This is a genomic window from Mucilaginibacter sp., assembly GCF_041660805.1.
GTDB lineage: Bacteria > Bacteroidota > Bacteroidia > Sphingobacteriales > Sphingobacteriaceae > Mucilaginibacter.
On sequence record NZ_JBAZVP010000001.1, the window covers coordinates 161994 to 176241 of the forward strand.

Sequence of the window (14248 nt, forward strand, 5' to 3'; positions counted from 1 at the left end):
TTATGTTTGAAGGCGAAGAATTAAAACGGTACAGCAGGCAGACCACACTCTCCGAAATTGGTTTACCCGGACAGGAAAAACTGAAGCGCGCCAAAGTGCTTATGATAGGCGCGGGTGGTTTGGGTTGCCCGGTATTACAATATCTTGCGGCGGCCGGTGTGGGAGAGATGGGTATTGTGGATGATGATGTGGTAAGCCTGAGTAACCTGCACCGCCAAATATTATATACCGCAGCTGATATAGGCAGATATAAAGCTGATACAGCCAAAGAGAAGCTTGCATTGCTCAATCCCTACGTTAAGGTTACGGCTTACAATGAGCGTTTTACTTCCGGCAATGCGCTAAGCATTTGCAATCACTATGATTTGGTTATAGATGGTTCGGATAATTTTGGTACCCGCTACCTGGTTAATGATACCTGTGTGGCACTAAATAAGCCATTAGTATTTGGTTCAATATTCAAATTTGAGGGGCATGTTGCGGCATTTAATTACCAGGAGGGCCCAAATTACAGGGATGTATTCCCAGAAGCGCCACCGGCTGATGAAGCGCCTAATTGTGCGGAGACAGGTGTACTGGGTGTATTGCCCGGAATTATCGGCACCTATATGGCTAACGAGGCCATCAAGATAATTTGCGGTATTGGCGAAACTTTATCCGGTAAATTAATGACGATAAACGCGCTGGATAATACCACCCGTGTTTTTAAAGTAGGAAAGCAGCAAAAAATTGCAACATCGCCGGATATCAACATTGCGGAAGATGCCCCGGCCATTCATTTTGAAATAACCATGGATGAATTGAATAACTGGCTAATCAGATCTCCCGGCGAAGTACAGCTTATTGACGTACGCGAAACTTATGAGTTTGAAGATTATAATATTGGTGGGATCAATATCCCATTATACGAGCTAAAAGAGCATATCAGGCTATTGCTCCCCAATAAAAAGCTGGTGTTCTGCTGCCAAACGGGGCAACGCAGTAAAATGGCTATTCAACTACTAAAACCCTTGTACAAAGGCCAAATGTACAGTTTAAAAGATGGCATTATTTAACCAGCAGTTCAGTTTTATATATGAGTAAATACAGATACCCGGTAGTGCTCAGTATTGCCGGATCGGACAGCGGCGGTGGCGCCGGTATACAAGCAGACCTTAAAACCATGAGCGCCCTGGGCTGTTTTGGTACTACGGCCATTACAGCAGTTACTGTACAAAACACTTTAGGAATTACCGGCATACATCCCATCCCGGTTGATTTTGTAAAAGCACAGATCAAAGCAGTAATGGATGATTTAAAACCATCGGCTGTTAAAATTGGTATGGTGCACAGCGCGGAGCTGGCCACGGCCATTGCCCATACGTTAAGTGGATACCCGGATGTGCCCATTGTTTTAGACCCGGTAATGGTGGCCACCAGTGGCGACCGTTTGATTGAAAACGATATGGTAGCAACACTGAAAAAAGAACTCTTTCCATTAGCTCGAATTATTACGCCAAATCTGAATGAAGCGGCCATACTGGCCGGGATGGAGGTTGGCACGCTTGACGATATGAAAATGGCAGCGGTTCTGATTATGCAATACGGTTGTAACGCAGTATTGGTTAAAGGCGGGCATTTAAAAGGGCCCGACCTGTTTGATGTTTACTTGGATAAGCATGGCGATGAGCGCATTTTTAGGTCAACAGCTATTGATACCCCAAATACACACGGAACCGGGTGCAGTTTATCTTCTGCTATCGCATCTTTCTTAGCGTTGGGAAACAATTTGAATACAGCAATAGCGCAAAGTAAACTATATGTTCAAAATACTATCGAGCATGGTAAAGATGTAAAAACCGGCAATGGACACGGGCCATTGAACCACTTTTTTGATCCTGAAAAATTAATAAAATTAAAGTTGGAATAAAATTATCCGGCAGGAGATGCAGATTCACCCGAACCCTTTTTTGAAAGGGATTCTTCAATAAGTTTTCTAAATGCTATTCGGGATTGGGCACACAGAAAGCCGTTCAGAAAGCGCAAAGCAAAACTTCCCTATCAGCGCTGGAAGCGACTCCGGGATGCTTTAATAGCGGGCATGTTGGCGTTAGCCCAATCGTACAATGTTATTAAATGAGGGACAAGCGTTTCACCAAGCGGTGTTAACGAGTATTCCACTTTAGGAGGAATCTCCGCGTACATCTTCCGGGTTACTAATCCATCTGATTCCAGGGTTTTCAAAGTGACCGTTAGCATCTTCTGAGAAATTGGTTCTATCATTTGGTGCAGTTCATTAAAACGTAAGATCCCATGATCCGCCAGCATGATCACGGTGCACATCGACCATTTGTCGCCCAGGCGGGACAGCACATCCGTAATTGGTGCTTTTTCCCGGCCTTCATCACATTTTCTTAAATTTTCTTTTTTCATATCACTTTGATTCTCAGTAATAGTTACCTCGCGGTAAGTATCTGATTTACAGGTGCCTTATTGTTTTTAACCAACTTACCAAATACCTTTGACTTACTTTAAGTAAGTTAATAGACAAAGTTAATTAAAAGTAAGATGAAAACCATATTAGTTACCGGCGCGACCGGACCGTTAGGTGAAGCAGTTATCACCACTTTATTAGAAAAGAAAGATGCATCCTCTGTCAGAGCGCTGGTAAGAGATGAGACAAAAGCCAAAACGTTAAAAGAAAAGGGTGTCAATATAGCCATTGGCGACTACAATGATTATCCTTCACTTGTTGAAGCAACGAAAGGGATTGCGACAGTAGTGTTGATATCTGGTAATGATCTTCAAAACAGGGCAAACCAGCATCTCCATGTAATTCGGGCAGCCAAAGAAAACGGTGTTGAAAAAATCATTTATTACAGTTTGCAGCGTAAAGATGACAGGGAGGATGGCGGCTTATTAGGAAACAAAACGGTTGCCCACATGATAACCGAAAAAGCACTCCTAACATCCGGTATCACTTACGTTATATTACAGGTAAGCCTTTATTCAGACATGATCCCACTATATGCAGGGCAACAAATAGAAGAAACAAAAACGATCTACCTGCCTGCAGAAAATGGAAAAGTGTCCTATGCCCTCCGCTCGGAATTTGGGGAGGCCGGAGCCATCATCGCCATTGATGAAACAGGGAAATATGATAACAAATTTATTGAGCTGACCGGCACTGAGGCAATCTCCTGGACAACCATTGCTGACATGCTTAGTGATATAACAGGGGAAACATTTAAATATATCTCGCCTGAAGTACCTGAATTTCTGGAAACTATGAAAAAAAACGGAACACCGGAATGGCTTGGTCCTGCGCTTGCCGAAATGCAGCAGGCTATAGCTCATGGAGAATTCGCTAAAGCTACGGATGACTTAGAAAATATATTGGGACGCAAGCCCCAAACGGTCTTTAATTATCTGAAATCTGTTTACAGCAAATCCTAATTAAATAAAACACATGAAAACTACAAAAATCACCTATTGGGTGTTAACGGGCATTATAGCATTGGGCAGCTTATTTTCGTCCTATTCGTACCTGACATCGCCGCAAATGGTTGCAACATTTCAACATCTTGGCTTTCCTTCCTATTTCCGGATAGAACTTGCCGTGGCCAAATTCCTGGGCGTCATCGTATTGCTGGCTCCTTTAACCGGAACGTTAGAACGGTTAAAGGAATGGACTTATGCAGCATTCACCATCGTTTTTGTATCGGCATTTATAGCTCACTCTTCAGTAGGGGATCCTATGGTCATGCGTGTTTTCCCGATCATTTTTTTAGTACTCTTAGCCGGATCATACATTACTTACCATAAAATAAAAGAAAATCATGTGCAATCTTAAAGCATTTTAAACTAGCCAAGTAATTAGCCTAATGACCAAACATCGCTGCGCTCGTAGGCGTTACTTTTCCTACCCTTTTATCCTTGCGTGAAACAAGTTCGCAGAGCTGTATGGCTGCACTTTCAAAATTATCGTGGCTGTCGCTGAGCAGTAGCCAGGCCATATCAAAGGCCTCGTCCAATACAAAGTCAGTGATTGCCGGTATCTCTGCTTTCAGGCTGGCGTGATCTTCCCGTTTGGTGGAGATCCAAATACCATTGTGTTGCGGGTTTTTGCCGGTCTTCCGGAAAATCAATACGATCTTTTTATCGAAATAGATATAAAACATACCAATAGCCGGCTTGACGATCACGCCGGCAGGCAGATAATCCAGCAGGAAATCATAAGGCATAGGCTTTTTCATGGCTCAGGAATTAATGCTATTTTCCAATGAATATGCAATATAGCTTACCTGCATGAAAAACAAAGAGCTTTTCATGCAGGTTGAATATCTGTCAGCGAGTGAAATATTGTCGCAATATGCCTCTAAAATGGCCTGAATGGCACTAACCCGGAGGAAAAAAATCATTTAATTTTGAGGTAGCTAAATAATTTGATAAAAAACAATTAACGCTTACGATCTTTAACTATATAACATCAAAACCATTTACCAATGTTACCCATCAAACCACACATCTGGTTCGACCAGGAAGCAAAACAAGCAGCTGAATTCTACGCAACCTTAATGCCTGACTCGGCTGTCAACTATGTCAATCATTTTCCAATGCCAGGCGGCGAATGCGAAGTAGTCGAATTTACCGTCGCCGGCCAGCCGTTCCTGGGTATCAGCGCCGGGCACAAGCTTGGGATCAATCCATCCATTTCATTCATGATCAACTTCGACCCCTCGCGTGACCCGGATGCCGCGAAGCATATTGACGAGGTTTGGAGCAAGCTGATTGGGGACGGAAAAGTATTGATGCCGCTGGATAGCTATCCTTTTAGTGAACGCTATGGCTGGGTAGCCGATAAATATGGCGTATCCTGGCAACTCATCCTGACTAACCCGTCCGGAGAGGAAAGGCCCGTGATCGTTCCATCGTTACTGTTCACCGAACCGGTGCCCGGTAAAGCTGATGAAGCCATCGACTTTTACTGCTCGGTATTTAAAAACAGCAAACGCGGTAACACCGCCCCGCGCACAGAGGATATGGGGCCGGATAAAGCGGGCACACTTATGTACGCTGATTTTTACATCGATAAAACGTGGCTGGCCGCTATGGATAGCGCGCATCCGCATGGGTTCGGTTTTAACGACGCGGTGTCGCTATTGATCCCATGTGAAACCCAGGAAGAAATAGACTACTACTGGTCGGCACTTTCGGCTGATGGTGAAGCCGGCCAATGCGGCTGGCTGAAGGACAAATACGGTGTATCCTGGCAGGTGGCTTCTACCGTCATGTTTGATGCGCTGAAGAACGGCAGCCCTGAACAGATTGCGCACGTTACGCAAGTTTTTATGACAATGAAGAAAGTTGATATCGAAACTCTGCAGCGTGCTTATGATGGTAAGTGATCAGTTAATTTGCTTATCTTGGTCTATGAGTATAACGGAATTCATCAGCGGAGCGCCTGAAGAAAGACAGCCCGTCCTTAACGCGATGCACGAGGCAATTATGGCGAACGACCCGACTGTTATCCCGGTTGTAAAGCCGATGATGGGTAAGGAAATGATTTTATACGAGGAACGTTCTTATATGAAGTACGGGCTGGCCAGTACAAAGAATTATATGTCGCTGCATTGCTTGCCAATGTATATGAACCCGGCATTGCATCAGCAATTTGAAAAGCTGTTGCCTGATGCTAAATTTCAGAAAGGCTGTATCAATTTTAAAGACGAAGCCGCTATGCCGGTAGCAGTCCTGGCCAAGCTTATTGCTGATTGTTCTGCTGTTAGTATCGCTGCGATGCTCGAAAAACGTAAAAATAAATCATCGACATAAATTCGATAAAATTTTCAAATCCTGAACTAAATAGTTCGGGTTTAGTCCGTATGGTGTAGGTAGGGCCCGAACCAAATGAACCACACAAGCATATGGTGAAATGCCACATGCTTGCGTGATACATGATAAAAATTAATCAACGTTAAATGTAACGCCTGTTAATTCTTCGGTCAATTTCCACAATCGTTTGGCACTGGCTTCTTCTAAAGAATACGGTTTTACGCCATTGGGTATTGATGGCTCAACAGCCAATTCAGCGATATCTGCATCTTCAAGATACACGCCGCCTATTTCGTTCAGTAACGGGCTCGTGGCAGCCCATATGGTTGTAGCCGCACCTTGCGGAATGGTTTTAAGTGAATCAATAACTTCCTGTACAGGATTTCCCTTATCATCCAAAAAACCAAATTGCTGTAATATTTCTACTGGAGCTTCTCTGGCTAATTCTGTTCCCCAAATATTGCCGGGGTGTATTGAATATACTCTTACACCAAATGATTTAGCACGGTTGTCCAATTCAAGCGAAAACAGATTGACAGCAGTTTTTGACTGCCCATAACCCTGTAATGTTTGATATTCATGATTTTCAAAATTCGGGTCGTCAAAATTGAAAGGTGCAAATTGGTGGCCCAAAGAAGAAACATTGATCACTCTTGCGCCATTCGCTTTTTTTAGCGCTTCCCATAACCTGGCAGTAAGCCGAAAAACCGAGAGATAATTGGTGGCGAGCTGCGATTCATTTCCTTTTGCATCGCGTCGTAACGGCACAAACATAATTCCTGCGTTGTTAATGAGCAAATGTAATGGCCTGCCCGAAGCCAAAAACTTTTCGGCAAAAGTGTCAATAGAAGCAGGATCTATCAAATCCAATTCTTCTATTTCAACATTGGTAATTCCTTTCAGGTTTTCCTTTGCTTTTTCTACATCTCTTGCAGGTACAATAATTGTTGCCCCTGCTTTTGATAGGGTTTTAACCGTTTCCAAACCAATGCCTGTGCCACCGCCTGTAACGATGGCGATCTTTCCTTTCAGGTCAATTCCTTTAATTACATCATTGGTAGTTGATGTTGCGTTAAACCCTGAACCAATTGGTTTCTGTAACGCTCCGTTATAATTATTTTTTTTCATTTTGATGACTTTCTTGTTAAAGCAATGGTAAATGATTTAAACCTCTCGCTATTCTTCAAACTCCTTGCTTGTTTTTGTTGTGCATTTATTTATTGAAAATTATTTCATCAGGCTGATATTTGTCATTCCTCCGTCTGAAAGGATTTCGGTACCAACAATAAAAGCCGAGTCATCTGATGCTAAAAATACCGCAGCTTTTCCAATGTCAGAGGGAAGTCCTTGTCTGCCTACAGGTGTAATATCTATCCAAATTTGTTTTACCTGTTCTACTTGTTCCTGCGGTACTATTTTACCAAATACCGGTGTATCAATGGAACCGGGCGACAGTGTGTTTACTCTGATTTTTCTTTCTAACAAATCAAGCGATAAACCTTTAGCCAATGATATAACCGCAGCTTTAGCCGCTCCATATATCGTCATTCCGGGTGCGGCACGATGTGCAGCGCTCGATCCGATAAGTATGATGGAAGCGCCGTCATTTAAATAAGGAAGTGATTTTTGTACAGTGAAATAGGCGCTTTTCAAGTTCAGATCCATGTAACGGTCATAATTTTCTTCCGTAACATCGTTTATTGCAGCCATTGGTACACCGTCTACAATACCGCCTGCATTAACTACCAATGCATCAATTTTCCCAAATTTATCAGCGGTTTTTTTAAATGTATTTTCCAGATCATTGATATTCGTGACATCACCTTTAATGCCGATAAAATCTGCACCAAGTTCCTTAACGGATTGGTCAAGTGTATCCTGATTTCTTCCGGTAATCGTACCAACCGCACCTTCATTTCTGAATGCCTCCGCAATGCCGAACCCAATGCCGCTATTGCCGCCTGTAATTACGGCCACTTTGTTTTTTAATTTATTCATTTTCTTATTTACTAGATGTTTGAGCTGCAAAGTTAGCCTAGTGATATATATTTTAGTAACTTTGTATCAAAAAGTAACAGTAACCTTGGGGTAACAAAGTAACATATGGAGTGTAAAACAGAGTTTCAAACAGATCGCAAAAAAGAAATGATGGCTGTCCACGATGCTATGGACGTACTGAGCGGGAAATGGAAAATCTATATCATCTCATCTATCTGCCATTATAACAAAAGAAGATTTTCCGACATTTTGAATGATGTGGTCGGTATTTCCAACAAAATGTTGAGCAAGGAATTAAAGGAATTGGAAATAAACAAATTGGTTGAACGTACAGTTTTAAACACGCACCCGGTAACTGTACAGTATGAACTCACAAAGCACGGCAAAACGTTACAGACCATAATTGACAATCTGACAGCCTGGGGAATAGAACACCGAAAGGAAATTACCGGGAAAAATTAAAATGCGCAATATTAGCTTGATAAATATCTAGCCCTGATTGGTGAATAAAATGCAGTTCAGAACTGTTTTCTACCCTTAAATAGTTATTTAAGGGGCTTCTTAAGTAATTACAGAGCATTTCGGTTAAAAAAACTAATGTGTTCGCTAACCTAATCTGGCAACAAATAAAAGTTAAATAATTAGACGGCGGTCAATAAATGTTCCTTTGCCGCCAGGTACCGTTCTGCATCAATGGCTGCCATGCACCCTGTACCTGCTGCAGTTACTGCCTGGCGATAAATGTGGTCCTGTGCATCGCCGCAGGCAAATACGCCCTCAATGTTAGTTTGGGTCGAACCGTTTTTGGTTAAAATATATCCGGTTTCGTTCATATCCAGCCAATCTTTAAATAATTCGGTATTAGGGTGGTGGCCTATGGCTACAAAAAAACCGGTAATATCAAGTACCTGGTGTTGCAATGTTTTATTATTAAATACCTCAACACCTGTAACTACCTGCCCGTCTCCCAGTATTTCTTTTGTTTCGGTATTATAAAGTATTTCAATATTGTTTGTGTTTTCAACACGGTGCATCATCGCTTTTGACGCGCGAAACTCATCACGCCTTACCAACATATATACCTTGCGGCATAATTTAGCAAGATAAGTGGCCTCTTCGGCCGCCGTGTCGCCTGCACCTACGATTGCTATATCTTGTCCGCGGAAAAAGAAACCGTCACACACTGCGCAGGCTGAAACTCCAAAGCCATTATATTTTTGTTCAGAATCAAGGCCAAGCCATTTTGCTGATGCTCCTGTGGAGATGATTACGGTATCGGCCAATAGCGTTGTTGTTTCATCTACTACCACTTTATGTGGCAAAACCGAAAAATCTACCGAGGTTACATAACCAAAACGAATATCGCAACCCAAGCGGGCCGCTTGCTTTTCAAAATTTTCCATCATTTCGGTCCCTTGTATGCCATCGGGGTATCCGGGATAGTTTTCCACTTCGGTGGTTTGAGTTAGTTGCCCACCGGTGAGCAAGCCGGTATATAAAACAGGTTTAAGGTCGGCCCTTGCCGCATATATTGCAGCAGTGTAGCCTGCTGGCCCCGAGCCAATTATTAAGCATTGAACTTTTTCTGGTATATCGTTTGTCATGGTCTTTTTAATTTGATATAGTAGTAAATAATGATCCTGAATTAATGAATAGAAAGCTTTTTACTTATCAAACGCTGCTTTAGCACATTTTAGCCAGCTTAAATATTCTGTTGCATCCGGCGTGTACCCAATGGGGGCATTAAGCAACTTCTCGTTGCTATTTAACACAGCGTAATAAGGCTGTGAAACCTGACCAAAGTTCTCCGACTCAAAAGTTGCCCATTTATCGCCGAGCGTAATAAGCTCCTTTTTGTTATTATCTTTTGTGGTATATGTTAACCTTTCGAGCACCGGCAGCTTCTTCCTGTCGTCCACATAGAGCGAGACGAGGATGTAATTCTCTTTGATGTAGTCTTTAATTTCAGGCTTGTTCCATACATTCTCTTCCATTTTACGGCAGTTAACGCAGGCCCAGCCTGTAAAATCTATCAGTAAAGGCTTGTTTAACGAATCAGATAATACCATCGCCCTTTCATAATCGTTTATCACGTTTGCTTCAAGCGTTTTACCATCGCTGTTGTTTTTTTCGTAAATACTATACGATAATGGGGGCGGGAAGCCACTCAGCAGATCTAAACTGATAAACCTGGAAGGCGTTACACCAGGTATAAGATAAAGCGAAAACAACAACGCAACCACGCCAAGCACTTTGCGCACCGGACTGATCTTTTGACCTTTGGTGTCATGAGGTAGCCTGATCAGGCCAAACAGATAGGCAGACAGACCAACGCTGATCAATAACCAGATACCTATAAATACCTCTCGTTTTAAAATACCCCAGTGCATAACCAGGTCTGCGTTTGATAAAAACTTCAAAGCAAGGGCTACTTCAACAAAGGCCAAAACTTTTTTAACGGTATCCAACCATCCACCGGATTTTGGAAGGGATTTTAACAGGTCTGGAAAAATGGCGAATAAACCGAATGGCAGGCCCAATGCCACGCCAAAACCCGCTAACCCCGCGGTAAGCTGCCATACCCCTCCACCCAATGAGCCAACCAGTAGCGAGCCTAATATTGGCCCTGTGCATGAAAAGGATACCAACGCCAGTGTGAGCGACATGAAAAATATGCCCCCGATATTTGTTAAACCGCTTTTTTCATCGGCCTTGTTGGTTAGGCTGCCGGGCAGTGTAATTTCAAAGAAGCCGAAGAAAGACAGTGCAAAGAACATAAAAACACAAAAGAATGCGAGATTTAAATACGCGTTTGTGGATATGGTATTAAATATCTCGGGGTTTACATTGCCTGCAATATGAAAGGGAACACTAAGCAGTATGTAAATTAAAAAGATAAAAAAGCCATATATAAACCCATTGCGTATAGCTGCTTTGCGGTTTGCCGAGCTCCTGGTAAAATACGATACGGTAAAAGGGATCATTGGGAAAACACACGGTGTTAGTAAAGCAACCAGCCCCCCTGCAAAGCCTAATAAAAAGATTCCCCAAATGCTGCTTTGTTTTTCTTCTTGTTTACCACAATTGGCCAACGGGTTTTTGAGGTCAATGGAAGTTAATCTGATGTTAGCATTGCCGGCCAGGAATTTAGCACCACCTTCAAGTGGTACATCAAATGCTTCTTCAACCGGATAGAACTCTTTAGCATTACCAGCATAAACCGTTAAAACTCCCTTGAGTGTTGCTGGGACGGTTCCGTTGATCCGGATTTGTTCAGTAAGAGAAAAAGTCTTTTCGTATACAGCTGTTTTTTTATTGTCAAAAACAGGGTCGGTAATATATTGGGGCGATGTGCTGAATGACGGTGCTTTTACGGCTGCTACCTGCTCATATTCAAAATTGAACAGAGGCGGTGTTAACCCTTCTATATTGCTGTTTAACCCATATATATGCCACATTTGCGGTATGGTTGCTTTCGCCGTTAGCTCGTATACAGATGCATTTATCTTTTTTGAAGTAAATGACCATTTTACAGAGGGTTGCCCATTGACATTTAAAGCCAGTGAAAACATCACTGCTAAAAGTAAGATCGGTTTTAATATTTTAAACATGGCGCTATAGTTATTGTAACTTAATATCAAAGGATTGTTTTACAGGCGGCAGGCATTTAGCATCGTTGCAGACCATATATTCTATCGTGCCCCGTACATTAGTTTTTACCGCTCCTTTCACTTTTATGGTTTTAACAAACTGGGCCTTATCAGAGAAATATTTGACATCGACATCAAAAGTTTTATCATGTACTGTTTTTAAGTTACCGGTTTCCCTGTCAATTTTTTCAACCAGCAAAAGCGGATTTGGTGAAAAAGTTATTTTAGTGGGTAACGGCCCGCCATCAGGCGTAAATTGCGAGTAAATATGCCATGGCTTGGCTACAGTGGCGCTCATGACAACTTCGTAAACCTTGTCTGATTTTTTATGGCTGGTAAAGGACCAGCTTACCGGACTTTTTGTTTGGCCAAATACGTTAAGCGATACAAAGAGAAAGGTGCATACGATCAGTATATTTTTCATTTTCGTTTTTTTAAAGAAAATTATTTAGCGTTTTTTTTCAGGTCAGCTATGCTTGACGCGATGCTGGTAAAAGGATCAGCAGCTGCTTCATGCTCTATGAAATAATACTTTAACCCGCTTGCTTTGGCATATTGAAAATATTTCTTGTAATCCAAAATCCCCTGGCCTATAGGTAAAACAGTCTTATATTCTTTATCAAGATCTTTGATATGCCATAAAGGAAAACGGCCGGGGTATCTTTCAATCAGCTTAAGCGGGTCAGAACCGGCTTTGATAGCCCAGGCAATATCCAATTCAAACTTGAGCGCGGCCGGGTCAGTTTCGGTCAGGAATACTTCATATGGTACTTTACCATCGACTACCGCGAAATCCGCAGGCTCATTGTGGTAAACTAACTGGATCCCTGCTTTCTTAGTGGCTTCAGCGGCTTTATTTAAAATTTCAAGAGCCGAACTGATTTCCTTGCCCGTACTTATAGGAAGATGGGCGGCGACAAGGTATTCCAATCCACCCTGGGCGGCATCATCGATGATCTGCTGGGTGTTTTCTACCAGGTTTTTAAACGGAGGAAGAGTACTGCCCGCCGGCATTTTGACAGGCGCTCCAAATACGTGATGCGAACGCCACTTCATGCCCATGTTTTGTAATAGGGACGAGAAATCTTTAGCCGACAAACCATAATAATCGCCCTTACGGCTGAATGCCGATTCTATATTTTTAATACCTGCGGCAGCCGCTTTTTTAAGTGTGCCGGCAACGTCGGTGTCTATGAAATTGTAAAAAGTAAATAGTTGTACCCCTGGTTGCGGGATATTGCCGGCGGGAAATCCGTAAATTAAATTAGGTATCGACAGGCTGCTAAGGGCTAAGGCCCCCGAGGTTATTTTTATAAATTTTCTTCTGCTTTGCATGATTTTTTTTCTTGGTTTGTTGAGGAACGTGTTTAGTAGGGGTATGAGCTACGGGCTTATTCTTCCGGGATCTTAATATTGGGAGGGAGTTCAAAAACACGCCCCATTGAATTAACGATCAGCTTTTTTAATTCCAAAGGATCTATCAAGCCCTGTTTGCTATAAAGCACCTTACCCCCCGGGGCAAGCAATATTGTATAAGGTAATGAACCTTCCCAGTCCTTGTTCAATACATCAATGAATTGGTATTTATCGCCTGTAAGAATGTAGTTTTTTGTAGAAGCCTGTTTCTTTGTAAGGAAGGCCAGGGCATTCTTTTTGCGCGAAGGGTCATCCATACTGATAGTGGTCAGTTCAAATTCGCGCTGGCGGTACATCCTGTTTATCGTTACAAATTCTGGAAATTCGGTTACACAGGGGCCGCACCAGGTTGCCCATACATTAATGAGCCTGTAGTTATTGCTTTTGTTTCCCAGTAATGCTTTTGCACTATCAATTCCAATATCCTCAATTGTCACTTTTTCCTTTGCCCAACTTAACTCTTCGGCATTTGTCAGACTTTGTTTTTCAGGCCATTTAATAGAACATCCAAAGGTTTTTGTTTTGGGTACGGTGATTGTTTGGCCTGCCAAAAGCTCATCCAGTGCTTTCTTTGTGTTGAATGATTTTGCTTTCCCTGGTACACCTAATCCGTCATCAATACGGCCCGAATACCTTAATGTCCTGTCTTTGTCGAAAATAAAAACGTGCGGTGTTGCCTGCGGGCCATATTTAAGAGATGCTGCCGATGTCTCCCCGTCAAACAGAAAAGGAAAATTGAATTGTTTGTCTTTCGCCCTGATAACCATGTCTTCATAACTATCCCCCAGGTCGGTAAAACCCAGTTCATCAAGACGGATAGATTTTGGATCGTTTGGCGAAATGGCGACCACTGCTAATCCTTTAGATTTATAATCCTTAACTATTTGCATGATGGCATCCTCATAAGCTTGTGCTGTGGGGCAGTGCACACAGGTGAAAACTATCATCAGGGCTTTTGCCTTGCTGAAATCTTTCAGTGAGTACATTTTGCCATCCACACCTTTAAGAGAGAAATCGGGCGCTTTAGCTCCAATGGGTAGTGTAGGATGATCTGCAGCAACACCGGTTTTTGCCGCAAAAGATAAAATCACGGCAAATGCCAGGATGGAGCGGAACGAAAAAACTTGTAGCGCATGGCAACAAGTCTGCACAAATAAATTCCTTTTTTTCATAATGGTTAATTGGTTTATTTCGGTTATGAATTCAAATTTATTGTAGCCAGGCAGTGCGGCAAAGCGGTAATGAGTAGTTGGCGTGTTTGTTGGGTAATTGTAATAGGAATGGCCGGTAGCTGTATTTAGCCTATGTATAAACCGGCACTAATGGCATTGAGGTAAGCCTGCTTTGAAGGATGCGTGAATAAAACGCAG

16 protein-coding genes are annotated in these 14248 nt (G+C 42.5%); 7 read left to right on the forward strand and 9 right to left on the reverse strand.

All coding sequences use genetic code 11. The features are described from left to right. The first annotated feature begins 2 nt into the window (after nt 1-2). Both moeB and thiD read left to right on the forward strand, forming a co-directional pair. A complete protein-coding gene (moeB, locus tag WC743_RS00830; protein ID WP_373009818.1) occupies nt 3-1055 on the forward strand; it encodes a molybdopterin-synthase adenylyltransferase MoeB in 1053 nt (350 codons plus the stop codon). Nucleotides 1056-1075: 20 nt separating this feature from the next. After that, a complete protein-coding gene (thiD, locus tag WC743_RS00835) occupies nt 1076-1909 on the forward strand; it encodes a bifunctional hydroxymethylpyrimidine kinase/phosphomethylpyrimidine kinase (RefSeq protein WP_373009819.1) in 834 nt (277 codons plus the stop codon). 131 nt (nt 1910-2040) lie between these two features. On the opposite strand, the gene WC743_RS00840 is transcribed toward thiD, so the two are convergent. Next, nucleotides 2041-2412, reverse strand: a complete 372-nt coding sequence (locus WC743_RS00840; RefSeq protein WP_373009820.1) for a winged helix-turn-helix transcriptional regulator — start codon at nt 2410-2412, stop codon at nt 2041-2043. Between the two features lie 135 nt (nt 2413-2547). Here WC743_RS00840 and WC743_RS00845 point away from each other — a divergent pair, with 135 nt between their 5' ends. Further along, complete coding sequence (locus WC743_RS00845; protein WP_373009821.1) at nt 2548-3435, forward strand: SDR family oxidoreductase; 888 nt, start codon at nt 2548-2550, stop codon at nt 3433-3435. A 13-nt stretch (nt 3436-3448) separates the two neighbouring features. Continuing rightward, nucleotides 3449-3832, forward strand: coding sequence for a DoxX family protein (locus WC743_RS00850; protein WP_373009823.1), 384 nt, complete (start codon nt 3449-3451; stop codon nt 3830-3832). A gap of 28 nt (nt 3833-3860) precedes the next feature. Here WC743_RS00850 and WC743_RS00855 read toward each other — a convergent pair whose 3' ends face one another. Further along, nucleotides 3861-4235, reverse strand: a complete 375-nt coding sequence (locus tag WC743_RS00855) for a hypothetical protein (protein WP_373009825.1) — start codon at nt 4233-4235, stop codon at nt 3861-3863. Between the two features lie 249 nt (nt 4236-4484). On the opposite strand from WC743_RS00855, the gene WC743_RS00860 reads away from it, so the two are divergent. Together WC743_RS00860 and WC743_RS00865 are read left to right on the forward strand one after the other, a co-directional pair. Beyond that, nucleotides 4485-5387, forward strand: coding sequence for a VOC family protein (locus WC743_RS00860; RefSeq protein WP_373009827.1), 903 nt, complete (start codon nt 4485-4487; stop codon nt 5385-5387). A gap of 25 nt (nt 5388-5412) precedes the next feature. Then, nucleotides 5413-5814 (forward strand): DUF1801 domain-containing protein, encoded by a 402-nt coding sequence (locus WC743_RS00865; RefSeq protein WP_373009828.1) that lies wholly within the window; start codon nt 5413-5415, stop codon nt 5812-5814. Between the two features lie 132 nt (nt 5815-5946). On the opposite strand, the gene WC743_RS00870 is transcribed toward WC743_RS00865, so the two are convergent. After that, nucleotides 5947-6942 carry an SDR family NAD(P)-dependent oxidoreductase gene (locus WC743_RS00870; protein ID WP_373009829.1) on the reverse strand — a complete coding sequence of 332 codons (996 nt, stop codon included), beginning with the start codon at nt 6940-6942 and terminating at the stop codon, nt 5947-5949. A gap of 99 nt (nt 6943-7041) precedes the next feature. Further along, nucleotides 7042-7812, reverse strand: a complete 771-nt coding sequence (locus tag WC743_RS00875) for an SDR family oxidoreductase (RefSeq protein ID WP_373009830.1) — start codon at nt 7810-7812, stop codon at nt 7042-7044. A 105-nt stretch (nt 7813-7917) separates the two neighbouring features. On the opposite strand from WC743_RS00875, the gene WC743_RS00880 reads away from it, so the two are divergent. Next, nucleotides 7918-8274, forward strand: coding sequence for a winged helix-turn-helix transcriptional regulator (locus tag WC743_RS00880; RefSeq protein ID WP_373009831.1), 357 nt, complete (start codon nt 7918-7920; stop codon nt 8272-8274). A 179-nt stretch (nt 8275-8453) separates the two neighbouring features. Here WC743_RS00880 and trxB read toward each other — a convergent pair whose 3' ends face one another. From trxB to WC743_RS00905, 5 genes are read right to left on the reverse strand one after another with little or no spacing between them, the layout of a single operon-like run. Further along, nucleotides 8454-9416 (reverse strand): thioredoxin-disulfide reductase, encoded by a 963-nt coding sequence (gene trxB, locus WC743_RS00885; protein WP_373009832.1) that lies wholly within the window; start codon nt 9414-9416, stop codon nt 8454-8456. Nucleotides 9417-9476: 60 nt separating this feature from the next. After that, the gene (locus WC743_RS00890) at nt 9477-11423 is read right to left on the reverse strand and encodes a protein-disulfide reductase DsbD family protein (RefSeq protein ID WP_373009833.1); all 1947 of its coding nucleotides are present in this window, start codon (nt 11421-11423) and stop codon (nt 9477-9479) included. A gap of 10 nt (nt 11424-11433) precedes the next feature. Then, nucleotides 11434-11886 carry a protein-disulfide reductase DsbD domain-containing protein gene (locus tag WC743_RS00895; protein WP_373009834.1) on the reverse strand — a complete coding sequence of 151 codons (453 nt, stop codon included), beginning with the start codon at nt 11884-11886 and terminating at the stop codon, nt 11434-11436. Nucleotides 11887-11906: 20 nt separating this feature from the next. After that, nucleotides 11907-12797, reverse strand: a complete 891-nt coding sequence (locus tag WC743_RS00900) for a sugar phosphate isomerase/epimerase family protein (RefSeq protein ID WP_373009835.1) — start codon at nt 12795-12797, stop codon at nt 11907-11909. Nucleotides 12798-12853: 56 nt separating this feature from the next. After that, entirely contained in the window at nt 12854-14050 is a 1197-nt protein-coding gene (locus WC743_RS00905; protein WP_373009836.1) for a redoxin domain-containing protein, read from the reverse strand. Nucleotides 14051-14248 lie beyond the last annotated feature (198 nt).